The following is a 23,171-nucleotide window of genomic DNA, read 5'->3' as shown; positions in this document are numbered from 1 at the left end:
CGGTAGGAGATAGCGTCTGGTGCCATGGCACGCTCTGTACTCGTCACCGGGGGCAATCGCGGCATAGGCCTCGCGATCGCCCGTGAACTCGCCGCGGCCGGCGACGCCGTCGCGGTCACCTACCGATCGGGGGAGCCGCCCGAGGGCCTGTTCGGCGTGCGCTGCGACGTCACCAGCATGGCCGACGTCGAGGCCGCGTTCGACAAGGTCGAGGCGGAGCAGGGCCCGGTCGAGGTCCTCGTCTCCAACGCCGGCATCACCAAGGACACGCTGCTGGCGATGATGAAGGAAGACACCTTCACCGACGTCATCGACGCCAACCTGACGGGCGCCTACCGCGTGGCCAAGCGGGCCATCCGCCCGATGATGAAGCTCAAGCGCGGCCGGATCGTCCTCATCTCCTCGGTGGTCGGCCTGTCCGGCCAGGCCGGCCAGGCCAACTACGCCGCCTCCAAGGCCGGGCTGGTCGGCTTCGCCCGCTCCCTGGCCCGCGAGTACGGCTCGCGCAACATCACGGTCAACGTGGTCGCGCCCGGCTTCGTGGCCACCGACATGACGGCCGACCTCGACCAGGAGGCGATCGTCTCCCGCATCCCCCTCGGCCGCCAGGCGGCGCCCGAGGAGGTGGCACGCGTCGTACGCTTCCTGGCCGGCGACGACGCCTCTTACATCACCGGGGCCGTGATCCCGGTCGACGGCGGACTCGGAATGGGGCACTGACGTGGGAATTCTCGAAGGCAAGCGGATCCTCGTGACGGGCGTGCTCACCGACGCCTCGATCGCCTTCTCGGTGGCCAAGCTGGCCCAGGAGGAGGGCGCCACGGTGGTGCTCACCGGGTTCGGCCGGCTGAGCCTGGTCGAGCGCATCGCCAAGCGGCTGCCGGAGCCGGCGCCGGTGCTGGAGCTCGACGTCCAGAGCAACGAGCAGCTCGACACGCTCGCGGCGCGGGTGGGCGAGCACGTGGACGGCCTCGACGGCGTGGTCCACTCGATCGGCTTCGCTCCGCAGACGGCGTTGGGCGGCAACTTCCTCAACACCACGTGGGAGGACGTCGCCACGGCCCTGCACGTGTCGACCTACTCGTTCAAGTCCCTCGCCGTGGCCTGCCTGCCCCTCATGAAGGAGGGCGGGGCGGTCGTGGGCCTCGACTTCGACGCCACGAAGGCGTGGCCCGTCTACGACTGGATGGGCGTGGCCAAGGCGGGCCTGGAGTCGTGCAGCCGCTATCTCGCCCGCGACCTGGGGCCGCACAACATCCGCGTCAACCTGGTGGCGGCCGGTCCGCTGCGCACCATGGCGGCCAAGTCGATCCCGGGCTTCAAGGAGTTCGAGGACAGCTGGCCGGCGAAGGCCCCGCTGGGCTGGGACCTGTCGGACACGATTCCGGCGGCCAAGGCGTGCGTGGCGCTCATGTCGGACTGGTTCCCGGCGACGACCGGCGACATCGTCCACGTGGACGGCGGCGTCCACGCCGTCGGCTCCTGATCCGAGGCTGTTGCGGGGTCTCGCGGGTCGCGGGGCCCCGCTTTTCGATGCGCGGGGGTTCCACCGGGCGCGGGCCCGCTCCTGGGTGCGCGGCCGCTCAGGCCACGCGGTGATGGCCGTTGCCGGCGCCGGGGCCGCTTCCGGCGCGCGCCGGTTCGAAGGGGATCGACTCCATCGGCTCCGTGCGCTGGCGCCGCTGCTGGACGATCCGCGTGGCCAGCACCGCCGACCCCAGCAGCGCGATCGTCAGCGCCGTCCCCAGCACGTCCGAGGCGGGCGGGCTGGGCCGTACCACCCGCTTGTCCTGCATCGGCAGGGTCAGCTCATGGGCGAACGGATTGGGCCACAGCAGGTCCACCCGCGGCTCGTCCGTGTCGACCTTCGTCTCCTTCTCGATCACCGGCCGCCCCGTGTCCACGGTCTGCGGGCGCTGCTCCGGCGCCGTGGGCCTCTTGCTGGGCAGGGATTCCACGCCCCATTCGCGGGGCCGCGACGAACGCGAGGGAGAGGGGACGGGCGAGGGGGAGAGCTTCTGCATGTCCTCCTCGCCCACGCAGGCCTGCCCCGGCCGGCAGGCGCTGTCCTGAGGGTCGTCCTCCTGCCCCGGCGCGGAGGTGGAGGGCGACGCCGAGGACTTGGTGTCAGGCGTGGCCTTGGCGGTCGGCGCCACCTCTCCGACCCGGCCGAGCACCTCGTCGGTGGTGTCGTTCACGCCGTCCGTCACCTTTTTGGTGGTCCCGCCGGTCAGGGTGTCGACCGTGCCGGTGAGCGTGTTCACCACGTCGCACAGTGTGTTGGTCACCCCTGAGAGCAGGCCCCCGTCGCGCGTACAGTCCTGCGCGTCGGCCGCCGCGGCTGTCGCGGCCCCTGGGACGGCCGCCAGCGCCACCGCGAGAACTCCAGCCGAGATCGCGGCCCTGCTCCCCATCCGTCCCCTCCTGCGTCGCTTCCGGGGGAAATCTTTATGGACATCGGACATGAGACGCAGGCGTTTGGCAGGTAAAGTTGCGATTCGGTATCGAGTAGTGATACGCGAGGGGGTCTCTCGTTCCTGGGGCGAGGGGTCAGTCGAGTGACGACACGTCATCGAGGGCATCTCGGATCTCTATGGGCAGCACCACGTCCTCGGCCGTCAGGGCCCCCGTGAGCTGCGCGTGCGTACGGGCTCCGACGATGGCCGAGGCGACCCCCGGCTGATCGCGGACCCAGGACAGGGCGACCGCCAGCGGTGAGACGCCGAGCCCGTCGGCGGCGGTCATGACCGACTCGACGACGCTGCGGCTGCGCTCATCCAGGTACGGCCGGACGAAGTCGGCGAAGTGCGGGGTGGCGGCCCGGGAGTCGGCCGGGATGCCGGTGCGGTATTTCCCGGTCAGCACCCCGCGGCCCAGCGGCGACCAGGCCAGCACGCCCACGCCCAGCTCGGCGGCGGCGGGCAGCAGCTCGCGCTCGGGCTCGCGGGCCAGCAGCGAGTATTCGGCCTGCGCAGAGGTGATCGGGATGCGGCCGGGGATCATCTTCTGGGTGACCGCCGCGACGGCCAGCTGCCAGCCGGTGTAGTCGCACACGCCCGCGTAGACGGCGCGTCCGGAGGAGACGATCGCGTCGAGCGCGGCCAGTGTCTCCTCCATCGGCACCTCGGCGTCGTACGTGTGCAGCTGCCACAGGTCGACGTAGTCGAGCCCGAGCCGGTTGAGCGAGTCGTCGACCGCGGCGATCAGGTGGCGCCTGGAGGCGTCGCGCGGCCGGCGGCCGGTCGGCGTCACCACGGCCTTGGTGGAGATCACCAGCTCCGAACGCGGCACCGAGTCACGCAGCATCCGGCCCAGCAGCCGCTCCGAGTCGCCACCGGTGTAGACGTCGGCCGTGTCGACGAGATTGCCACCCGCGTCCAGGAACGTCCGGAGCTGGGCGGCCGCCTCGTCGGCGTCGGTGTCACGCCCCCAGGTCATCGTGCCGAGCCCCAGCCGGGACACCGACAGGCCACTGTGGCCGACATAGCGCTGCTGCATGATCCCGCCAGGTTACCAACAAGAAACCTGCTCATCGGGCTGACGCACCACTGTTGTTCGCGGTTGGCGCGGCCGCGGCGGCCCACGGTGAAATGTTGTGATCCACGCCTGAGACACTTGCCGGGTGACCACGCTGCTTTTGGCCCGCCACGGGCTGACGGACCTCACCGGCCCGGTGCTGGCCGGGCGTACGCCGGGGGTGCATCTGAGCGAGGCCGGCCGGGCGCAGGCCGAGGCCCTGGCGGCCCGCGTCGCGGGCGTCAGGCTGGACGCCGTCGTCTCCAGCCCCCTCGAACGCTGCCGGGAGACGGCCCACGCGGTCGCCGACGGGCGCGGGATGGACGTGCTGATCGACGACCGGTTCATCGAGTGCGGCTACGGTGGCTGGACCGGCCGCCCGCTGAAGGAGCTCGCCCAGGAGCCGCTGTGGCAGGTGGTGCAGGCGCATCCCAGTGCCGTGACATTTCCGGAAGGGGAGTCCCTGGCCGGTATGCAACACCGGGCCGTCGCGGCGGTCCGGGAGTGGAATCAACGCCTGGGGGAGAAGGCTGTCTACCTGGTTTGCAGCCACGGCGACGTGATCAAATCGATCGTCGCGGACGCTCTGGGCCTGCACCTCGATCACTTTCAGCGGATAACAGCCGATCCTGCGGCCCTGACCATCATTCGCTATGCCCCCCTGCGCCCCTTTGTTCTCAAGCTCAACGATATGGGGGAATTGCGGCTCCCCGAGGATTCGGAGGAGAAAGACGGGGGAGAAAACATCACCGGGAGCGATGCCGCCGTCGGCGGCGGACCCGGAACCACGTAAGGTCAGCGTATGCCGGTCTTCGACTACGACCCACCAGAGAGGTTCGTCGCCGGTGCCCTGGGGCAGCCGGGCGCGCGCGCCTTTTTTCTGCAGGCCAGGGCCGAGGGCAGACTGACCACGGTGGCGCTGGAGAAGTTGCAGGTCGCCGCCCTCGCGGGCAGGCTGGACGAGCTGCTGGACGAGGTGCTGCGCCTGAGCGGGGGCACCGCGCACGTCCCGGCGCTGGCCCCGGCCGACCTGGCCGACGACGCGCCGCTCGAGGTGCCCGTCGCCGAGGACTTCCGGGTGGGCACCATGGCACTGGCCTGGGACGCGGAGAGGTCGCAAGTGGTGATCGAGGCGCAGGAGGTCGTCGACGAGGAAGACGTCGAGGCCGCCGACCCCGCGGTGCTGCGGGTGCGCATCAGCGCGGGAGCCGCTCGCGCCTTCACCCAGCGGGCCCTCGAGATCGTCTCCGCGGGCAGGCCACCGTGCCCGCTGTGCGGACAGCCGCTCGACGCTTCCGGGCATGTCTGCGTGCGCCTCAACGGATATCGCGGGGGTGAGGCGGCTTCATGACCGCTCCGGAGAGCGAGCCGGTAGTCAAGCCGTCCCGGCAACCGCCGTCCATGCAGGAGGACGAGGCCCTCGTGCTGCTGCGCGACGGCCGGCTGGAGGTGGCCGGCCGCCTCGTCGAGGCCACCAACATGACGCTCTACTGCTCGGTCAAGCTGGGCTCCCGCTCGGCCGCCTGCGTCTACAAGCCGGTACGCGGCGAGCGCCCCCTGTGGGACTTCCCCGACGGCACGCTGGCCGCCCGGGAGGTGGCCGCGTTCGAGGTGTCGCAGGCGACCAGCTGGAACATCGTGCCGCCCACCGTCTACCGCGACGGCCCCTTCGGCCCCGGCATGGTCCAGCTCTGGATCGACACCGAGCGCGAGATCGACCTCCAGCGGCTGGTCAAGAGCCGAAATCCGCTGGTGCGCCGGATGGCGGTGTTCGACGCGATCGTCAACAACGCCGACCGCAAGGGCGGCCACCTGCTGCCGCTGCCCACGGGGCACGTCTACGGGGTCGATCACGGGGTCTGCTTCTCCGTCGAGGACAAGCTGCGCACCGTGCTGTGGCAGTGGCGCGGCAAGCCCCTCGCCCGCGAGGCGGTGGCCGTGCTGGCCAAACTGGAGCGCGACATCGAGTCCGGCGCCCTCGGGCGCAGGCTGCGCGAGCTGCTGAGCCTGGAGGAGGTCGAGGCCACCTGGCAGCGGGTCAGGCGGCTGCTGGACACCGGCGTGCATCCGTACCCCTCCGAAGGCTGGCCCGCCATCCCCTGGCCCCCGATCTAAAGCGTTCCCGGGCCCGTCAGGGCCCGCCCCTCCCGGCGGCGGCCGAAGCCCGTTTATTACCCTTTGCCCCATGTGCACGCTGATCGTGAAACCCGGGCGGACGCTCACCCTCATGGGCGTCAGAGACGAGTTCACCGACCGCCCGTGGGAGGCGCCGGGCGAGCACTGGCCGGAGCATCCGGGCGTGGTCGGCGGGCGCGACCTCAAGGCCGGCGGCACCTGGCTGGCCGTCAACCCGGCGGCCCGCCGCGCCGCCGCGCTGCTCAACGGGCGCGGCCGGCACGCGCCGGAGCCGGACCGGCTCTCGCGCGGCGACCTGGCGCTGCGGGCCGTGTCCACCGGCGAGCCGCCCGGCCCCGACCTGACCCGCTACGACCCCTTCCACCTGGTGCTCGCCGACCTGGCGCGGATCCGCATGTTCAGCTGGGACGGCGACCGGCTGACCACCACCGACCTGCCCGACGGCGTCAGCATGATCGTGAACACGGGCCTGGACCCGGCGAGCGCACGGGTCGTCGTGTACCTGCCCAGGTTCGAGAGCGAGGCCTGGAGCGAGCTCATCAAGGCGGAGCCGTCCGCCGACCCCGGCGCGCTCATCGTCCGGCACGAACTCCCCGGCGGGCGCATCTTCGCCTCCCTGTCGGTGATGGAGGTCTCACTCTCGGCGGAGGACGTGACGTACCAGTTCACTGACCTGACCGCTGATCGGGACAGATAGGCTCAAACACATGAGATCGTGGGCTGCCCAGAACGTTCCAAAGCTCCCAGGTGAGAGCATTCCGCTGAGTCTCTATGACACCTCGGCCAAGCAGGTGAGGCAGACCGATCCGGGGCCGACCGCCAGGATGTACGTCTGCGGCATCACCCCCTACGACGCCACCCACCTCGGCCACGCCAACACCTACCACGCCTTCGATCTCGTCGGCCGGATGTGGCGGGACGCGGGCCACGAGGTCCACTACACCCAGAACGCGACCGACGTGGACGACCCGCTGCTGGAGCGGGCCGAGCAGACCGGTGTCGACTGGCGTGAGCTGGCCGAGCGGGAGATCGAGCTGTTCCGCGGCGACATGGAGGCGCTGCGGATCCTGCCGCCCCGCGAGTACGTGGGCGTCACCGAGGTCGTCGGCAGGGTGGCCGAGCTGATCTCCAAGCTGTCCGCCAAGGGCGTCACGTACGGCCTGGACGGCGACGTCTACTTCAGCGTGGCCGACGCCCCCAAGTTCGGCCAGGTGTCCGGCTACGACGAGGCGGAGATGCTGGCCCTGTTCGCCGAACGCGGAGGCGACCCCGACAGGGCGGGCAAGCGCCACCCTCTCGACTGGCTGCTGTGGCGGGCCGAGCGGTCCGGAGAGCCCGCCTGGGACTCCTCTCTGGGCCGGGGGCGGCCCGGATGGCACATCGAGTGCACGGCGATCGCCCTGGACAGCCTGGGGGGCGGCTACGACGTCGCGGGCGGCGGCTCGGACCTGATCTTCCCGCACCACGAGTGCGGCGCCTCCGAGGGGCACGCCCTCACCGGCGAGTGGCCGTTCGCCAAGTTCTACACGCACGCGGGCATGGTGGCGCTGGACGGCGAGAAGATGTCCAAGTCCAAGGGCAACCTGGTGTTCGTGTCCAGGCTGCGGGTGGCCCACGACCCGATGGCGGTCCGGCTGGTGCTGCTGGCCCACCACTACCGCGCGGACTGGGAGTATGTCCCGTCCCTGATGGCCGACGCCGAGCGGCGGCTGGCGCGGTGGCGGGAGGCGGTGGCGCTGCCGTCGGGGCCGCGCGCCGGCGAACTGCTGTCCACGGTACGCGCCCGGATGGCCGACGACCTCGACTCGCCGGGCGCCCTGGCCGCCGTCGACGCCTGGGTCGACGAGGCCCTCGCCCAGGGCGGCCCCGACGCCACAGCGCCCGCCCTGGTCCGCGATCTCACCGACGCCCTCCTGGGCATCGCTCTCTGACACCGTCCCGCGAGCGCCGGGTCGAACGGCGCTCGGCGGGGCGTCGCAACCTCCGCTAGAGGGACGCCTGGTGCAGGCCGGGTGAATGCCGGGGGAGCGCGTGGCGGCTGGTGAGGGCGGTGTCGTAGCGGTGCCAGATGAGCGCCGCCACGTCCGGGTCCGGGCCGAGCGGGTCGCTCACCAGCCCCGCTCCCGCCGAGGCCAGCCGGTCGTGGAAGTGGCCGGGCGCGAGCACGTACGAGGCGATGGCCACCCGGGCGGCCGGGGTCGAGGCGAGCCGTTCCATGGCCTCCTCCAGGGACGGCGAGCCGGCCGAGGCGAAGGCGGCCGTGACCGGCCGCGCCAGGCGTACGGCGAGCCGGTGGGCGGCGGCGCGGACGTCGGCGAGGGCGGACGGGTCGGAGGAGCCCGCGGCCCCGAGCAGGACCGCGTCCGTGGCGCGCAGGCCCGCGCGCGCCAGCTTGCGGGCCAGCGCGGAGGTCAGCAGCCGGTGCGGCCCCAGCCAGCCGGCGACCACGGCGTCGGGGCGGCGGGAGGCGATGACCTCCGGCAGGTCGATGTGGGCGTGGTAGCCGCCCGCCAGCAGCAGCGGGACGACGACCACGGGTCCGCGGACGGCGGGCAGCACGTCGGACAGCAGAGGCGAGCTGATCTCGAGGTAGCTCAGCTCGACCCGGTGCCCGGGACGGGCCATCCTGACCGTCTCCGCCAGGGCCGACAGGGTCGACTCCCCGGCGGCGCTCCGCGTGCCGTGCGCGGCCAGGACGAGCGTGGCCGTACGTTCGATCACAGCCCCGCCTCGTACTGGCAGGCGAGCCGGTAGCCGCGCTTGACCACCGTCTCCACGATCCCGCTCGGCCCGAGCGCCCGCCGCAGCCGCGTGATCGCCATCTCCACCGCGTGCTCGGCGGAGTCGCGGGCGACGCTGCCGGGCAGCACGGTACGCAGGTCGGCGCGGGACACCACGTGACCCGGCTTGTCGGCCAGGCGCTTGAGCACCGCCATCGGGGCCGGGGGCAGCGGGCGCAGCTCGCCGTCCACCACCACCGCGTGGCCGCGGATCTCCAGCCGGTGCTCGCCCGCCACGAGCCGGGTCACCCCGTGCTCGGGCAGGTGCCGGGCCAGGGCTCGGGCCAGCGCGCCGAGGCGCGAGCGTTCGGGCTGCAGCGTCGGCACGCCGCGCGAGGTCAGCGGTTCGGCGGTGACGGGCCCGACGCAGGCGGCCACGACCGTTCCGCTGAACGCCGACAGCAGCGACTCCTCCAGCCCTTCGGCGCGGGCCGCGCCCAGCATCGCGTGCACGGCGGGCGCGCTGGTGAAGGCCACCGCGTCCACCGAGCCGGAGATGGTCTGGCTGATGAGGCGGCGCAGCGGCGAGATGTCGCGGTACGGCAGCCACCGGTAGACCGGGATCTCGATCACCTCGGCCCCCGCCCGGCGCAGGTCCGCCACGAAGTCGCTGAGCGGCTCGCCGTGCTGCTGCACCGCGATGCGCCGCCCGTGCAGGTCCTGGTCGAGCAGGTACTGCTTGACCTCCTGGCACGATTCGGTGGCGGGCGTCCAGTGGTCGTTGAGGCCGGCGGCGCGCACCGCGCCCCGGGCCTTGGGACCGCGGGTCAGCAGCCGCGCGTTGGCCAGGTGCTCGCCCAGGTCGGACGACAGGCCCCAGCCCTCGGCGGCGGCCATCCACCCGCGGAAGCCGACGCCGGTGGTGACCACCACGTCGTCGAGCGGCTCCGCCAGGCTGAGCCGGGTCGCGGCGAGCAGGTCGGCGTCCTCGGCCAGCGGGACCAGCCGGATCGCGGGGGCGCTGACCACGCGGGCGCCGCGCCGCTCCAGCAGCGCGCCGAACTCCTCGCGCCGCCTCGTCGCGGTCACGCCGACCGTGAAGCCCGACAGGGCGTCGGGGGCCGTCTCCGGGGAAGATCCGCCCTCAAGGGCAAGCACGCTCATGCCGGCACCTCCAGGTAGTCGAAGATGCCTGGCCGGGCCCCGAGCACCCGGCCAGGCATCACAGGCACGTGTGACGCAAGTGAGATCACCCTCCGATACTGCTTTCGGGTGGTTTCGCCCGCGGGTCCCCTCTGTTACCGCTGTGCTACAAGCCAGGCCCTCAGGGATTGGCGAGGCGCGGTCACGGGAAACGTTGACGGTGACGACGTGGCCTATCGGGGAGTTGCGGGTGACGGTCCGGCCTATTCGCACGTTCGACGATCCGGTGCTGCGTTCGGTCGCGGAGCCGGTGCAAGACTTCGACCGGGAGCTGCGGCGCCTGGTCAAGTCGCTGACCGCCACGATGCGCGCCGGCGCCGGCCGCGCGGGCCTGGCGGCGCCGCAGGTGGGCGAGCCGGTACGGGTGGTGGTCTACTCCTACGACGGCAAGTCGGGCCATCTGGTCAACCCCCGCCTGGAGCTGTCGGAGCGGCGGGTCACGGCCGACGAGGCGTGCCTGTCGGCGCCGGGGCTGTGGTGGCCACTGGAACGTTCCTACATGGTCACAGCGCGTGGCCGCGACATGATGGGCAAGCCTGTGACGGTCCGCGCGCTGGGGGTGCTGGCCAGGGTGCTGCAGCACGAGGTCGACCATCTCGACGGCGTGCTGTTCAGCGACCACCTGGAGGCGGCCGAGCGGGAGCGCTTCCTGGCGGCGGCCCTGCCCGGCTGAGCCCCGTTCGGCTGAGGGGCGTCGTTCAGGCTGCCGAGCGCACGGCGAGCTCCCTGCGCTGCTGCGGGTCGGTGCCGCCCCACACGCCGTACGCCTGCCGCGTGGTCAGCGCGTACTCCAGGCAAGGCTCACGTACGGGGCAGCCGGCGCACACATGCTTGGCCCGTTCGGCCTGCGACTGGCTCGGCCCTTCCAGAGAGATCGGGAAGAACAGTTCCGGGTCCAGTTCGAGGCAGGCGGCCCTGCGGGTCCAGTCGAGCATCATCATGTTGCTCGCGTCTACCCAGCCGACCTGCTCTCATACCTCCGCCGGCTCACCAGCGGCTCCAACCAAGGGCGCGGGCCCACGGCGCGCTGATGGCCGGCACCGGCGCCTCCGCGTCGCTGAGCACCAGGTCGACGACGTCGATCAGGTCGTCCGCGACCTCGGCGGCCTGCAGGATCTCCTCCTGGCACGTCTGCGGGGTGGGGACCAGGATGCCCCTGGCCCCGGCGGCCCTGGCCGCCTCCATGTCCCTGCCGATGTCCCCCACGACCACGCAGTCGCGGGGGCTGACGTCGAGCACGGCGGCGGCTCTGATCACGAGCCCGGGGGCCGGTTTGCGGCAGGTGCAGCCGTCGGCGTCGTCGTGCACGCAGATCGCCCACGCGTCGAACGGCCCCAGCAGCTCCTCCACCCGGGCGTTCACCTGATCCATGTCGTCCGGGGACAACAGACCCTTGGCCACGCCGGACTGGTTGGTGACCACGGCCACCGGCACCTCGGCCCGTCTGAGCCTGGCCACCGCCTCCACCGCGCCCGGCATGGGCTCGACGAGGTCCGGGTCGCCGTTGTACGGCACGTCCCTGATCAAGGTCCCGTCCCGGTCGAAGAGCACCGCGCCGGGACGTCGCTTTTCGAACACCTTCCACCTCCGTCGCGTGCCCGCCAGCTACCCGGGGCCTAACCAGGCAAACAACTACTTAGCGTGACCAAGTCCAGGCCGTTTCTCCTGTTTGCGCATCTCATGGGCGTGGGGAAGGTTTGGGCATCGCTCCTCTCGGTAGCGGTTCCCGTCCTCTGAGGGGGAACGATGAGGTTTCTCGGCATCGACGCGATCTTCCACGAGCCGGCCGCCTGGTGCCCGCGCGCGCAGGCGGCGATGAACGGTCGCATGCCGGGAGCGGTGCTGTGCGACCCGGCCCCGCGCCGGAGGATGAGAACGGTCCCGCGCGCGTCGGCCAGGAGACGGGCCGTGCGCGCCGCGAGCCACCGCGGCCCGGGCGACCGGGGCCGGGTGCTGGTGGCGCGGCTGGACGGGGCCGGCGCCGTGCTGCTGGCCGGGCCCGCCGTAAGGGCCGTGCGCACGCTGGCCCGCGAGCTGGTCTTCCTGGCCGGCCCGGACGGCAGGCCGGCGGCCGAGCTGCTGCCCGGCGTGGACCGGGTGATCGAATGGCGGGCCCCGTGGATCGACCACACCCCGCCGCCCGTCACCAAGGGACAGGCGGCCGACCTGGTCGGCCGGCTCGCGGGCGTCGACGAGGCGGTGATCCTCACCTCGTTCCACCAGTCGGCGCTCCCGCTGGCCCTGCTGCTCAGGCTGGCCGGCGTCCCCAGGATCACCGCCATCAGCGACGACTACCCCGGCTCGCTCCTGGACGTCCGGCACGTCGTGGACGAGAGCGTCGACGTGCCCGAGGCGGAGCGGATGCTGGCGGTCGCCAGGGCGGCCGGGTTCGAGTTGCCGACGGGCGATGACGGCAAACTCGCTGTTCAGCGGCCATTGCCGGATATAGGCGGAAATTTGGGGCAACTGCTGGATGCCGGCGCCGATGCCGGCAAAGGCACGTACGTCGTGGTGCACCCAGGGGTATCGGCCCCCGCGCGGACCTGGCCGGCCGAACGGCATAGGCGGACCGTACGGGAGCTGGCGCAGGACGGACACCGGGTCGTCGTGACCGGCAACGAACGTGACCTCACCGCCTACGTGGCCGGCGGCGTCGCCGTCGATCTCGGAGGCATGACCACGTTCGCCGAACTCGCCGCCGTCATCGACGGCGCCGGGGTGCTCGTGGCCGGCAACACCGGTCCCGCGCACCTGGCGGCGGCGGTCGGGACGCCGGTCGTGAGCCTGTTCGCCCCCGTCGTCCCCGCGGCGCGGTGGGCTCCGTACGGGGTGCCCACGGTGCTGCTCGGAGACCAGGAGGCGCCCTGCCGCGCAAGCGGGGCGCGCGCCTGCCCGGTGCCCGGGCACCCGTGCCTGTCCCACGTGACAAGCGAGCAGGTGGTCAAGGCAGTGAGGGAGCTGACGCAGTGAAGGTCGATCTCATCTCCGAGCACGCGGACCCGCTGGCGCAGGTCGGCGACGTCGACTCCGGCGGCCAGAACGTCCACGTCGCCGAACTGGCCCGCGCGCTGGCCGGGCGCGGGCACACGGTCGTCGTCCACACCCGGCGCTCGTCCGGGCGGCAGCCCGGGTCGGTGACCATGGCGCCGGGCGTCACGGTCGAGTACGTCACGGCCGGGCCGCCGGTCCCCGTCCCCAAGGACGAGCTGCCCCCGTACCTGGCCGAGTTCACCGAGCGCCTGGCCGACCGCTGGGCCGCGAGCCCCCCGGACGTCGTCCACGCCCACTTCTGGATGAGCGGGCAGGCGGCGCTGCGGGCGGCCGGCGGGGTGCCGGTGGTGCAGACGTTCCACGCGCTCGGCACCGTCAAGCGGCGCTGGCAGGGCGACGCCGACACCAGCCCCGCCCACCGGATCGACGCCGAGCGCGCGATCGGCAGGCGCGCCGACGCCGTGCTGGCCACCTGCGGCGACGAGGTGGCCGAACTGCGCGCGATGGGCGTCCCCGAACGCCGCATCGCGGTCGTGCCGTGCGGGGTGGACCTGTCGGTGTTCCGCCCCGGCGGGCCGGTGGCGCCGCGCACGGGCGGCAAGCTGATCCTCAGCATCGGCAGGCTGGTGCCGCGCAAGGGCGTGGACACCGTGATCAGGGCGCTGCGCCGGATCCCGGACGCCGACCTGGTGATCGCGGGCGGCCGCCAGGACGACGAGGAGGCGGTCAGGCTGTACGAGCTGGCACGGGCGTACGGGCTCGAACGCCGGGTCCACGTGATCGGCAGCGTGCCCCGCGAGCACGTACCGGCCCTCATGCGCTCGGCCGACGTCCTGGTGACGGTGCCGTGGTACGAGCCGTTCGGCATGGTGGCGATCGAGGCGATGGCCTGCGGCGTGCCCGTCGTGGCCTCGGCGGTCGGGGGACACCTGGACACGGTCGCCGGCTGCGGCATCCTGGTGCCGCCGCGCCGCCCGCGCGCCCTGGCCAGGGCGCTGAGCGACATCCTCGACCACCCGGGCAGGCGGGCGGCGCTCGCCGCCGCCGGGGCTCGCAGGGCCCGCGACAGGTACGGCTGGGCGCGCGTCGCCGAGCTGACCGAGTCCGTGTACATGCAGGCCGTCAACGGTACGGTCGGCCGCCTGGCCGCGCTCGGAGGCTGAGCGCCCGCGCCTAACGCTCGTTCGCGGCGCGCAGCCAGGCCAGGTAGTCGGCGACCGCCCGCTCGGGGTCGTAGGCGGGTTCGTATCCCGTGTCCTCGCGCAGGCGGGTGATGTCGAGCCAGGTGTTCTGCGCGGCGGGGTCGCGGCCCTCCGGGAGGCCGACCCGGGCGCCGGGGACGAGCTTCCTGATCGCCGCAGCGACCTCGCCGTTGGTCGTCGCCCTCCCGGAGGCCACGTTGTACGTGCGGTGCGCCAGCCGGTCCGCGAGCTGGAGCAGCGCGAGAGCGCGGCCGCAGTCCTTCGCGTAGCACAGGTCGATGCCGTCCTCCATGTACGCGCCGGCGCGCAACGTGGACAGGTCGGGCTCGGTGCCGCGCGCGGCGGCGTGCACGAGCTGGGGAGCGGCGAAGAACGGCGACTGGGGATGGCCGAGCGGCCCCCAGATCGCGCCGATGCGGTAGTGGACCACGTCGAGGCCCATGGCCCCGGCCAGATGGTCGCCGAGCAGCTCGCCGATCTTCTTGAACGCCGGGATCGGGTGGGGTGACGTCATCGGCAGGGGGAGGTCCTCCTGGAGCGCGCCCTCGCCGGTGACGCCGCCGTACACGCCGATCGTGCTGGCCAGGCCGAGCCGCGTCACCTGCCACTCGCTCGCGGCGCGGAACACGTTCAGGAGGCTCCGGATGGACTTGTCCGCGCCCTCCAGGGGCTGGTACGCGCCGGGCGGCCACGGGATGGACCCGGCGAGGTGCACGATGCCGGTGATCTTGTGCCGCTCGCCGACGGCCAGGAGGGCCGCCTCGTCGGTGAGGTCGGCCTGCTCGACGACGACGGGCGCGTCCGCGAACCTCTCGGGCAGCACGGCGGGCCTGCGCTGGACGAGCACGCAGGATTCGCCGAGGTCGAGCAGGGCCTGGGTGGTGTGCGTGCCGATGAAGCCCAGCCCGCCGGTGATCAGAATCATGGTCAGCTCTCCAGATCGTCAGTGCGACTGACAATCAGTCTAACCCTAGAAGCGGTAGTGGAGAACCACGTTCCCCTTCCGCGACAACGCCGCGCTGGGCGCGGTCAGGCGGTTCATCAGCCGCAGCCATGCCGGGAACCCGGCCACCTCGGGCTCCCGCGTCATCAGGACCTCCTTGACCAGCTTCAGCTTCGGGTGCCAGCGTTCGGGCTCCCTTGGGTCGTCGAGGCCGGGGAACTTGGAGACGTCGATGATGTTCTTGCCGACGGCGAACCGCTTCTGGGCCCACACGGCGAATTTGCTGTAGCCGTTGAAGGCGATCTCGCCGGTGGGGAAGTGGCCGATGAGGCGGTTCACCAGCGCGATCATCTCCTCCAGGGAGAGGAACGCGATCAGCCCGTCGGCGACGATCACCGCCGGCCGGTCGGAGGGCAGGCCGTCCAGCCACGCGGGGTCGGTGACGTCCGCGGCGAGGTCGTGGGGCCTGGCTTCATCCGGCAGTAGCCGCCGCCGGGCAGCGAGGACCTCGGGGAAGTCGACGTCGTGCCATTCGGCGGTGGGCGGCGGGGCGATGCGCAGCGCCCGGCTGTCGAGGCCGGCCCCCAGATCGAGGCCGATCGCGTCGGGGTGGCGGGCGAGGAAGCGCCGGGCGATCTCGTCCAGCTTCCTGGCCCGGTGCGCGATGTAGAGGGCGCTGGAGGAGGGGATGTGGAGCTTGCCGTAGTCGTAGCCGACCTTGCGGACGATCTCGTCGGCCATCCGGTCGCCCAGGACGGGGCGGGGCAGGCGGTTGTCGAGCGCCCTGCCGCACAGTGTCAGCCACAGGGTGTCCTGGAGCGGGGTCAGAGCGGGAATGGGGGTCGTCATCGGTCATTCGTCCCTGTTCTCTTGAGAGGCCTCCCAGGCGGCCGTGGCCGCCTTCAGCGGCGCGTCGTCCGCGTACAGGCCGTGGGTGAAGAGCTCCAGCGTGGGCAGCGTCATCCGGCGCAGGACCTCGGGGCCGAAGCCTTCGTGCCCGAGCGCGCGCGTCAGGGGTGGCGCCATGGTCAGCATGGCGAGGCTGGTCAGCACGGTGAGCACGGCCATCGCCCGCACGTCCGAGGACGGCCGCACCGAACCCTCGGCGATCCCGGCCCGCAGGATCGACTCCGACTCGGCCACCAGCGTGTCGACGAACCTGCCGCCCGCGGGGGTGTCCTCCTCGATCGCCCGGACCATGTAGCGCACCTTGAGCTGGTACTCCTCCGGGTCCGCCATGAACTCGCCCAGCAGGTTGGGCGTCCCCGCCTGGTGCGCCCGCCGTACCAGCACGCCGAGCACATGGTCGTCGCAGGCGCTCCGCAGCTTCTCCTTGCTGCCGAAGTGGTGGATGACCAGGGCGGCGCTCACGCCCGCGGTGGCGGCGACGGCCCGCAGGTTCGTCTTCTGGAAGCCGTCGCGGGCGAAGTGGGCGATGGCCGCGTCGCGGATCTTCGCCTGCGCGGTCAGGTCCGAATGCGCTGAACACATGTTCGGCATGCTAAACGCGCGTTCAGCCTCGTGGCAAGGTTTTGCGCGCGCGGTTTTGCGCGCGCGAACACCCCGGCCCCGCCCGCGGGGTCGCCGCGGGCGGGGCCGGGGTGTTGCCGCCGTCAGGCGGGGACGGGATCGAGGCGCAGCTCGCGGACGATCTCGCGAGCGCTGGCCTCCAGCGTCGGGCCGGCGTCGGCGCCGACGAACATCTCGAGGTAGGCCCGGTGGAAGCAGCCCGCGATCAGCAGTCGCGCGCTGGCCTCGGGGTCCACCTCCGGCCCTATCCGGCCGAGGTCCTGCTCGGCCGCCAGGTACGCGGCCAGCGGCGCGACCTCGGTGCGCGGCCCCAGCCCCGTGTCGCGGACGGCCTCGCGGAAGCGGACCGTCACGTTCGGCGAGGTGAAAGCGGGAAGTGCCGCACTTTGTACGTCGATGTAGTAATTAATGCCCGCTCGGGCAATGGGGAGAAGGTTGTCCGCTACGCACCCTTTTCCGATGCGATAGGAGAGATTGTGAAGAATGCTCAGCCAGAGCGGAAGGCGGTCCTGCAACAGCGCGAGGAAGTGGTCCACGGAGCCCCCGGAGCGGTCCTCCCGGAGGGAGACGGCCATCTCGAGGATGCGGCGCCTGGTGTCCTGACTTCTTTGGTGCGGGTCAACATGGGAAGTCGCCATGGCGTGCCTAACGTGCGCGGTCAGTTGAGTAGGCATCACGGCGCGAAGCCGAGGGTGTTTTCTGGATTTATCGAGCTTTGTGTCTGGAGCCGCAACTTGGTGCAATCTTGTACGGCCCCGATTATTACCCGAAATCCCGAAAATTTCGCGGTTTTTATCCCTGAGGGTTAGCTGTCAGTGTCCCGGTCGCGGCGGCGCAGGTAGCGCTCGAACTCCGCCGCGATCGCGTCGCCGCTGGCCTCGGGCAACTCGGCGGCGTCCTTGCGCTCCTCCAGCTCCTTGACGTACTCGGCCACCTCGGTGTCCTGCGAGGCCAGCTCGTCGACGCCGCGCTCCCACGCGCGGGCCTCCTCGTCGAGGTCGCCCAGGGGCATGGGGATCTCCAGCACGTCCTCCAGGCGGCGCAGCAGCGCGAGCGTCGCCTTCGGGTTGGGCGGCTGGGCCACGTAGTGCGGCACCGACGCCCACAGCGAGATGGCGTCCAGCCCCGCCTCGCCGAACGCGTGCTGCAGCACCCCGACGATGCCGGTCGGGCCTTCGTAGCGGCTCAGCTCCAGGTTCGTCGAACGGGCCAGCGCCTCGTCCGTCGCGCCGCCGAGAATGGGCACGGGCCGGGTGTGCGGCGAGTCGTTGAGCAGCGCGCCCAGCATGACGGCCAGCTCGATGCCCAGCTCGCGGCAGATCTCGATGATGTCGGCGCAGAACGAGCGCCAGCGCATGTTGGGCTCGATGCCGCGCAGCAGCACGACGTCGCGCTCCAGGCCCGGCGGGCGGGCGCGCAGCAGGCGCGTCGTCGGCCACACGATCGAACGCGTCAGCCCCTCGCCCATCTCCACGACGGGCCGGGTGACCTGGAAGTCGTAGTAGTCGTCCGGGTCGAGCGCGATCAGCGGCTCGGCCTTCCAGGCGGACTCGAGATGGGCGATCACACCGCTGGAGGCCTCGCCCGCGTCGTTCCACCCCTCGAACGCGGCAATGAGCACCGGGTCTACGAGCTCGGGGAGCCTTTCGAGCTCTATCACGTGTCGCCTCCTCTCTCCATCGTCTCGCTAAGCCTATGCGGTCGGGAGTACTCGGCGTCACCGATCTCCCCGCGAATGCGCAACCCGCGTCTCACGTGCGAACGCGCCATCGCCGTCCCCTCAGGCGAACACCTCACCGCGCCTCCCCACCACCCATCCCAGCCCGCCACTGGACCCGTCCGAAACCCCTACGCCGCCCCGCGTCACCCGTACCTCCTGCACCCTTATCCCGCCTCCACCGCCCGCAACCCCTCCAGCCCTCCTGCACCCACTCGCTCTCCCGCTCCCCACCCCTCCCACCGCTCCATCCACACCCTCTCCCGCACGCCCACACCCGCCCCGACCACTCGCACCGCCACGACGCCTCTCCTGCACTCCCGAACCCGCCCCGGACCACTCGCACCGCCACGACGCCTCTCCTGGACTCCCACTCCCGCCCGCAGTTCGCACTCCTGCCCTTCTCCGGCAGCCGCACCCGCTCACGCCGCCGCGCCTCTCCGGCGCTCCCGCACCTGCCCGCCTCGCGCACCGCCGAGTCCCTGCGGTACTCGCACCCCACCGGCGCTCCCGCACTCGACCGCCTCTCGCGCCCCGGCGCCTCTCCACCACCCGCGACCCTCCTGGCTTCCACGCCGCCACGCCTCGCCGGCCCCACGTCCCCTGCGTCGCCGCTCTTCGCCTCCTGCGCTCCAGCACCGTCCGCCTCCCGCACACCCGTGCCTCCTGCGCCCTGTGCAAGCGCTGCGCCGGACGTGTCCGCTGCGGGGCTTGCGTCCCCTGCGGCTGGTGTGCCTCGTGTGCAATGTGCCGTTCTATGCGCCTGATATGCCCCCTGTGGCCACGTATCTACCCGCTGCGGTGCATACGTGATCTCCCCGCGACCTGCGCCACCCGCCACTCAGGCCAGGGGACGCCCGCCGGCCCCTCGCGCGCGCGTGCGCGTAAGACAAGCGGGGAAGGATCAGCGGCCGTCGGTCGTGCGGACGATCAGGACGTCGCAGGCGGCGCGGTGGGAGACCGCGGACGGCACGGAGCCGAGCAGCCGCCCCGCCAGGCTGTTGAGCCCGCGATTACCCACAACCAGCAGGTCGGCGCGGTGCCGGGCGGCCAGCGAGACGAGCACGTCCACGGCGTCCCCCTGCTCGGCGGCCAGGACCACGTCGGAGGCGCCGGCCGCCACGGCGTGCCCGCGCGCCGCCCGCAGGGCGTCGTCGGCCGGGGTGGAGCCGCCCACCTTGTACGCGAGGTCGCCCAGCCGGTCGGCGGCCGCGGCGCGCTCGCTCTCCCGCATCGGCAGGTACGCGCAGGCCAGGACCAGGGTGGCGCCGGTCGCCGCGGCCAGGGACCCCGCCGCGGAGACGGCGCGGAAGGAGGAGGACGAGCCGTCGGTGCCGACGAGTACGGTGCGGTAGGTCACGGAGACCCCCAATTGGACGCGGCGTTCAATTGACAGTCGGTACGATAGCGCCCGGCACCCATCCCAGGGCCGCCCGGGTCCCCCGGACCGGAACGCTCACGCCCCTGGAGGCCCCGATTTCGCGCCCAAAGCGAACAGGCGTACGGGCCGCTTGCGAGTAGGGCTCCAGGCGCACCCGATAAGCTCTACCCCATGAGCATCTCCCCGTCCTTCCGAGAAGTGTTGTCCCAGCGCGTCATCGTGGCCGACGGGGCGATGGGCACGATGCTCCAGGCCCAGGACCCGACGCTCGACGACTTCCACGGTCACGAGGGCTGCAACGAGGTGCTCAACGTCACCAGGCCCGACATCGTGCGCGGCGTCCACGACGCCTACTTCGCCGTCGGCGTCGACTGCGTCGAGACCAACACCTTCGGCGCCAACCTCGCCGCCCTCGGCGAATACGACATCTCCGACCGCGTCTTCGAATACTCCGAGGCGGGGGCCAGGATCGCCCGCGAGGCCGCCGACCACTGGTCCACGCCCGACCAGCCGCGCTTCGTGCTCGGCTCCATGGGCCCCGGCACCAAGCTCCCGACCCTCGGCCACCTGCCGTACGCCTACCTGCGCGACGCCTACCGCGACAACGCCGCGGGCCTGATCGCGGGCGGCGCCGACGCGCTGATCATCGAGACCTGCCAGGACCTGCTCCAGGTCAAGGCCGCCGTCATCGGCGCCAAGCGGGCCGTCGAAGACTCCGGCCGCGACATCCCGATCATCGCCCAGGTCACCATCGAGACCAACGGCGCGATGCTGCTCGGCTCCGAGATCGGCGCCGCGCTGACCGCGATCGAGCCGCTCGGCGTCGACGTCGTGGGCCTCAACTGCGCGACCGGCCCCGCCGAGATGAGCGAGCACCTGCGCTACCTCGCCCGCCACTCGCGGCTCAAGCTCTCCTGCATGCCCAACGCCGGCCTGCCGGTGCTGACGGCCGACGGCGCGTACTACCCGCTGAGCGCGCAGGAGCTGGCCGACGCGCACGGCACCTTCACCCGCGACTACGGCCTGTCGCTGGTCGGCGGCTGCTGCGGCACCACGCCCGAGCACCTGCGCCAGGTCGTCGAGCGCGTCCGCGGCAAGCAGGTCGCGCCGCGCCGGCCGCACCCCGAGCCGGGCGCGTCCTCGCTCTACCAGACGGTCCCGTTCCGCCAGGACACCTCCTACCTGGCCATCGGCGAGCGCTGCAACACCAACGGCTCCAAGGCCTTCCGCGAGGCCATGCTGGCGGGCGCCTGGGACGACTGCGTCGAGACGGCCCGCGACCAGGCCCGCGACGGCGCCCACATGCTCGACCTGTGCGTCGACTACGTCGGCCGCGACGGCGTGGCCGACATGAAGGAGCTGGCGTTCCGGTTCGCCACCGCGTCCACGCTGCCGATCATGCTCGACTCGACCGAGCCCGCGGTGCTGCAGGCCGGTCTCGAGATGCTCGGCGGGCGCGCCGCGGTCAACTCCGTCAACTACGAGGACGGCGACGGCCCCGACTCCCGCTTCCAGAAGATCATGCGCCTCGTACGCGAGCACGGCTCGGCCGTCGTCGCGCTCACCATCGACGAGGAGGGCCAGGCCCGCACCGCCGACTGGAAGGTCCGCGTGGCCAGCCGCCTCGTCGAGGACCTGACCACCAACTGGGGCATGCGGGTCGAGGACATCATCGTCGACTGCCTGACCTTCCCCATCGCCACCGGCCAGGAGGAGACCAGGCGCGACGGCCTGGAGACCATCGAGGCCATCCGCGAGCTCAAGCGCCGCTACCCGAGCGTGCAGACCACGCTGGGCCTGTCCAACATCAGCTTCGGCCTCAACCCGGCCGCCCGCATGGTGCTCAACTCTGTGTTCCTCAACGAGTGCGTCAACGCCGGGCTCGACTCCGCCATCGTGCACGCCTCCAAGATCCTGCCGATGGCCCGCATCCCCGACGAGCAGCGCCAGGTCGCGCTCGACATGGTCTACGACCGCCGCCGCGAGGGCTACGACCCGCTGCAGCGGTTCATGGAGCTGTTCGAGGGTGTCGACGCGGCCGCCCTGCGCGCCGGCAAGGCCGAGGAGCTGGCCGCGCTGCCGCTGTGGGAGCGGCTCAAGCGGCGCATCATCGACGGCGAGCGCAAGGGCCTGGAGACCGACCTCGACACCGCGCTGGAGCAGCGACCCGCCCTCGAGATCATCAACGACGTGCTGCTCGACGGCATGAAGACGGTGGGCGAGCTGTTCGGCTCCGGGCAGATGCAGCTGCCGTTCGTGCTGCAGTCGGCCGAGGTCATGAAGGCCGCCGTCGCCTACCTCGAGCCCCACATGGACCGGCTCGAGGGCGAGTCGAAGGGCCGCATCGTGCTGGCCACCGTCAAGGGCGACGTGCACGACATCGGCAAGAACCTCGTCGACATCATCCTGTCCAACAACGGCTACCAGGTCGTCAACCTCGGCATCAAGCAGCCGGTCTCGGCCATCCTCGAGGCCGCCGACGAGCAGAAGGCCGACGTCATCGGCATGTCGGGGTTGCTGGTGAAGTCGACGGTCATCATGAAGGAAAACCTGGAGGAGATGAACTCCAGGGGCCTGTCCGAGAGATACCCCGTCCTGCTCGGCGGCGCCGCCCTGACCCGCGCCTACGTCGAGCAGGACCTGGCCGAGCTGTTCGAGGGCGAGGTGCGCTACGCGCGCGACGCGTTCGAGGGGCTGCGGCTGATGGACTCGTTCATGGCCGTCAAGCGCGGCGTCGCGGGCGCGACGCTGCCGCCGCTGCGCGAGCGGCGCGTCAAGACCGGCGCGGTGCTGCAGCGCACGCCCGTCGAGGAGCTGCCCGCCCGCTCCGACGTGGCCGCCGACAACCCCGTCCCCGCGGTCCCCTTCTACGGCGACCGCGTGGTCAAGGGCATCTCCCTGACCGAGTACGCCGCCTTCCTCGACGAGCGCGCCCTGTTCCTCGGCCAGTGGGGGCTCAAGCCCACCAGGGGCGGCTCGGGGCCCGACTACGACGAGCTGGTCGAGCTCGAGGGGCGGCCGCGGCTGCGCATGTGGCTCGACCGCATCCAGACCGAGGGGCTGCTGGAGGCGGCCGTCGTCTACGGCCACTTCCCGTGCGTCTCCGACGGCGACTCGCTGATCATCCTCGACGACGACGGCAAGGAGCGCACCCGCTTCACGTTCCCGCGCCAGCGCCGCGACCGCCACCTGTGCCTGTCCGACTTCTTCCGCGCCAAGGACTCCGGCGAGGTCGACGTGGTCGGCTTCCAGGTCGCCACCATGGGCGCCAAGATCGCCGAGGCCACGGCCGAGCTGTTCGCCAAGGACGCCTACCGCGACTACCTCGAGCTCCACGGCCTGTCGGTGCAGCTCACCGAGGCCCTGGCCGAATACTGGCACGCCAGGGTGCGCTCGGAGTGGTCGATCGGCGGCGAGGAGTCCCTCGACGACATGCTCAAGGTCAACATCCAGGGCTGCCGCTACTCCTTCGGCTACCCGGCCTGCCCCAACCTGGAGGACCAGAAGCAGCTGTTCGAGCTGCTCGACCCCGAGCGCATCGGGGTGTCGCTGTCGGAGGAGTTCCAGCTCCACCCGGAGCAGGCCACCTCGGCCCTGGTCGCCCACCACCCCGAGGCCAAATACTTCAACGTCTGACCCCACCCGGTCCTTCACCGGCCACCCCGTCCTTCACCGGCCGTTCGGTCCTTCACCGCCCGTTCAGTCCTTGGCCGGCTGGCCGGTCCTTGGTCGGCCGTTCGGTCCTTCACCGGGCGTTCGGTCCTTCACCGGGCGTTCGGTCCTCCACCGGGCGGCGGGCGGATGGCGGGCCTCCCGGCCCGGGGGAGGACGA

General features: G+C 71.9%; 23 protein-coding genes. 11 read left to right on the top strand and 12 right to left on the bottom strand.

All coding sequences use genetic code 11. The annotated features are described in order from the left end of the window. Positions 1–24 precede the first annotated feature (24 nt). Positions 25–720, top strand: coding sequence for a beta-ketoacyl-ACP reductase (locus tag AB0J87_RS28090; RefSeq protein ID WP_350735304.1), 696 nt, complete (start codon positions 25–27; stop codon positions 718–720). A 1-nt stretch (position 721) separates the two neighbouring features. After that, complete coding sequence (gene fabI / locus AB0J87_RS28085; RefSeq protein WP_363969811.1) at positions 722–1,486, top strand: enoyl-ACP reductase FabI; 765 nt, start codon at positions 722–724, stop codon at positions 1,484–1,486. 97 nt (positions 1,487–1,583) lie between these two features. Here fabI and AB0J87_RS28080 read toward each other — a convergent pair whose 3' ends face one another. Both AB0J87_RS28080 and AB0J87_RS28075 read right to left on the bottom strand, forming a co-directional pair. After that, positions 1,584–2,414, bottom strand: coding sequence for a hypothetical protein (locus AB0J87_RS28080; RefSeq protein WP_363969809.1), 831 nt, complete (start codon positions 2,412–2,414; stop codon positions 1,584–1,586). A 136-nt stretch (positions 2,415–2,550) separates the two neighbouring features. After that, the gene (locus AB0J87_RS28075; RefSeq protein ID WP_350735310.1) at positions 2,551–3,498 is read right to left on the bottom strand and encodes an aldo/keto reductase; all 948 of its coding nucleotides are present in this window, start codon (positions 3,496–3,498) and stop codon (positions 2,551–2,553) included. A gap of 124 nt (positions 3,499–3,622) precedes the next feature. On the opposite strand from AB0J87_RS28075, the gene AB0J87_RS28070 reads away from it, so the two are divergent. The 5 genes from AB0J87_RS28070 to mshC all read left to right on the top strand — a co-directional run bounded on the left by AB0J87_RS28070 (position 3,623) and on the right by mshC (position 7,583). After that, positions 3,623–4,309 (top strand): histidine phosphatase family protein, encoded by a 687-nt coding sequence (locus tag AB0J87_RS28070; RefSeq protein WP_363969807.1) that lies wholly within the window; start codon positions 3,623–3,625, stop codon positions 4,307–4,309. Between the two features lie 9 nt (positions 4,310–4,318). Beyond that, the gene (locus tag AB0J87_RS28065; RefSeq protein WP_355200806.1) at positions 4,319–4,867 is read left to right on the top strand and encodes a DUF3090 domain-containing protein; all 549 of its coding nucleotides are present in this window, start codon (positions 4,319–4,321) and stop codon (positions 4,865–4,867) included. Further along, positions 4,864–5,631: an SCO1664 family protein gene (locus tag AB0J87_RS28060; protein ID WP_363969804.1), complete on the top strand. Its 768-nt coding sequence runs from the start codon at positions 4,864–4,866 to the stop codon at positions 5,629–5,631. Before AB0J87_RS28065 ends, AB0J87_RS28060 begins: the two co-directional genes overlap by 4 nt. Before the next feature lie 70 nt (positions 5,632–5,701). Then, positions 5,702–6,349 carry an NRDE family protein gene (locus tag AB0J87_RS28055; RefSeq protein ID WP_363969802.1) on the top strand — a complete coding sequence of 216 codons (648 nt, stop codon included), beginning with the start codon at positions 5,702–5,704 and terminating at the stop codon, positions 6,347–6,349. A gap of 10 nt (positions 6,350–6,359) precedes the next feature. Beyond that, the gene (gene mshC, locus AB0J87_RS28050) at positions 6,360–7,583 is read left to right on the top strand and encodes a cysteine--1-D-myo-inosityl 2-amino-2-deoxy-alpha-D-glucopyranoside ligase (protein WP_363969800.1); all 1,224 of its coding nucleotides are present in this window, start codon (positions 6,360–6,362) and stop codon (positions 7,581–7,583) included. Positions 7,584–7,638: 55 nt separating this feature from the next. On the opposite strand, the gene AB0J87_RS28045 is transcribed toward mshC, so the two are convergent. Further along, the gene (locus AB0J87_RS28045; RefSeq protein WP_363969798.1) at positions 7,639–8,373 is read right to left on the bottom strand and encodes a CbiX/SirB N-terminal domain-containing protein; all 735 of its coding nucleotides are present in this window, start codon (positions 8,371–8,373) and stop codon (positions 7,639–7,641) included. After that, positions 8,370–9,536 carry a uroporphyrinogen-III synthase gene (locus AB0J87_RS28040; protein WP_363969796.1) on the bottom strand — a complete coding sequence of 389 codons (1,167 nt, stop codon included), beginning with the start codon at positions 9,534–9,536 and terminating at the stop codon, positions 8,370–8,372. The genes AB0J87_RS28045 and AB0J87_RS28040 overlap by 4 nt, the downstream gene beginning before the upstream one ends. Positions 9,537–9,735: 199 nt before the next feature. On the opposite strand from AB0J87_RS28040, the gene def reads away from it, so the two are divergent. Next, positions 9,736–10,248: a peptide deformylase gene (gene def / locus AB0J87_RS28035; protein ID WP_363969794.1), complete on the top strand. Its 513-nt coding sequence runs from the start codon at positions 9,736–9,738 to the stop codon at positions 10,246–10,248. 25 nt (positions 10,249–10,273) lie between these two features. Here the strand turns inward: def and AB0J87_RS28030 are convergent, their stop codons facing one another. Continuing rightward, on the bottom strand, positions 10,274–10,516 hold the full coding sequence (locus AB0J87_RS28030) for a WhiB family transcriptional regulator (RefSeq protein ID WP_363969792.1): 243 nt from the start codon (positions 10,514–10,516) through the stop codon (positions 10,274–10,276). A gap of 46 nt (positions 10,517–10,562) precedes the next feature. Next, complete coding sequence (locus AB0J87_RS28025) at positions 10,563–11,153, bottom strand: HAD-IIIA family hydrolase (RefSeq protein WP_350735325.1); 591 nt, start codon at positions 11,151–11,153, stop codon at positions 10,563–10,565. Positions 11,154–11,321: 168 nt separating this feature from the next. Between AB0J87_RS28025 and AB0J87_RS28020 the strand changes: the two genes are divergently transcribed. Then, positions 11,322–12,545 (top strand): glycosyltransferase family 9 protein, encoded by a 1,224-nt coding sequence (locus AB0J87_RS28020; protein ID WP_363969789.1) that lies wholly within the window; start codon positions 11,322–11,324, stop codon positions 12,543–12,545. Further along, on the top strand, positions 12,542–13,729 hold the full coding sequence (locus tag AB0J87_RS28015) for a glycosyltransferase (protein WP_363969787.1): 1,188 nt from the start codon (positions 12,542–12,544) through the stop codon (positions 13,727–13,729). Before AB0J87_RS28020 ends, AB0J87_RS28015 begins: the two co-directional genes overlap by 4 nt. 10 nt (positions 13,730–13,739) lie before the next feature. Here AB0J87_RS28015 and AB0J87_RS28010 read toward each other — a convergent pair whose 3' ends face one another. The 6 genes from AB0J87_RS28010 to AB0J87_RS27985 all read right to left on the bottom strand — a co-directional run bounded on the left by AB0J87_RS28010 (position 13,740) and on the right by AB0J87_RS27985 (position 19,318). Continuing rightward, the gene (locus tag AB0J87_RS28010; protein ID WP_363969785.1) at positions 13,740–14,693 is read right to left on the bottom strand and encodes an NAD(P)-dependent oxidoreductase; all 954 of its coding nucleotides are present in this window, start codon (positions 14,691–14,693) and stop codon (positions 13,740–13,742) included. 45 nt (positions 14,694–14,738) lie between these two features. After that, positions 14,739–15,560, bottom strand: coding sequence for a class I SAM-dependent methyltransferase (locus tag AB0J87_RS28005; RefSeq protein ID WP_363969783.1), 822 nt, complete (start codon positions 15,558–15,560; stop codon positions 14,739–14,741). Positions 15,561–15,563: 3 nt separating this feature from the next. Then, entirely contained in the window at positions 15,564–16,202 is a 639-nt protein-coding gene (locus tag AB0J87_RS28000; protein WP_363969781.1) for a TetR family transcriptional regulator, read from the bottom strand. 122 nt (positions 16,203–16,324) lie between these two features. Beyond that, complete coding sequence (locus AB0J87_RS27995) at positions 16,325–16,594, bottom strand: hypothetical protein (protein WP_363969779.1); 270 nt, start codon at positions 16,592–16,594, stop codon at positions 16,325–16,327. A 452-nt stretch (positions 16,595–17,046) separates the two neighbouring features. Then, positions 17,047–17,901, bottom strand: coding sequence for a PAC2 family protein (locus AB0J87_RS27990; RefSeq protein ID WP_363969777.1), 855 nt, complete (start codon positions 17,899–17,901; stop codon positions 17,047–17,049). Between the two features lie 961 nt (positions 17,902–18,862). After that, complete coding sequence (locus tag AB0J87_RS27985; protein WP_363969775.1) at positions 18,863–19,318, bottom strand: universal stress protein; 456 nt, start codon at positions 19,316–19,318, stop codon at positions 18,863–18,865. Between the two features lie 192 nt (positions 19,319–19,510). Between AB0J87_RS27985 and metH the strand changes: the two genes are divergently transcribed. After that, the gene (metH, locus tag AB0J87_RS27980) at positions 19,511–22,975 is read left to right on the top strand and encodes a methionine synthase (protein WP_363969773.1); all 3,465 of its coding nucleotides are present in this window, start codon (positions 19,511–19,513) and stop codon (positions 22,973–22,975) included. Positions 22,976–23,171: the final 196 nt, after the last annotated feature.

Source organism: Nonomuraea sp. NPDC049625 (assembly GCF_040675285.1).
Taxonomy (GTDB): domain Bacteria; phylum Actinomycetota; class Actinomycetes; order Streptosporangiales; family Streptosporangiaceae; genus Nonomuraea; species Nonomuraea angiospora_A.
The sequence above is the reverse complement of the archived record's forward strand: the minus strand, read 5'-3'. Positions and strand labels throughout refer to the sequence as shown.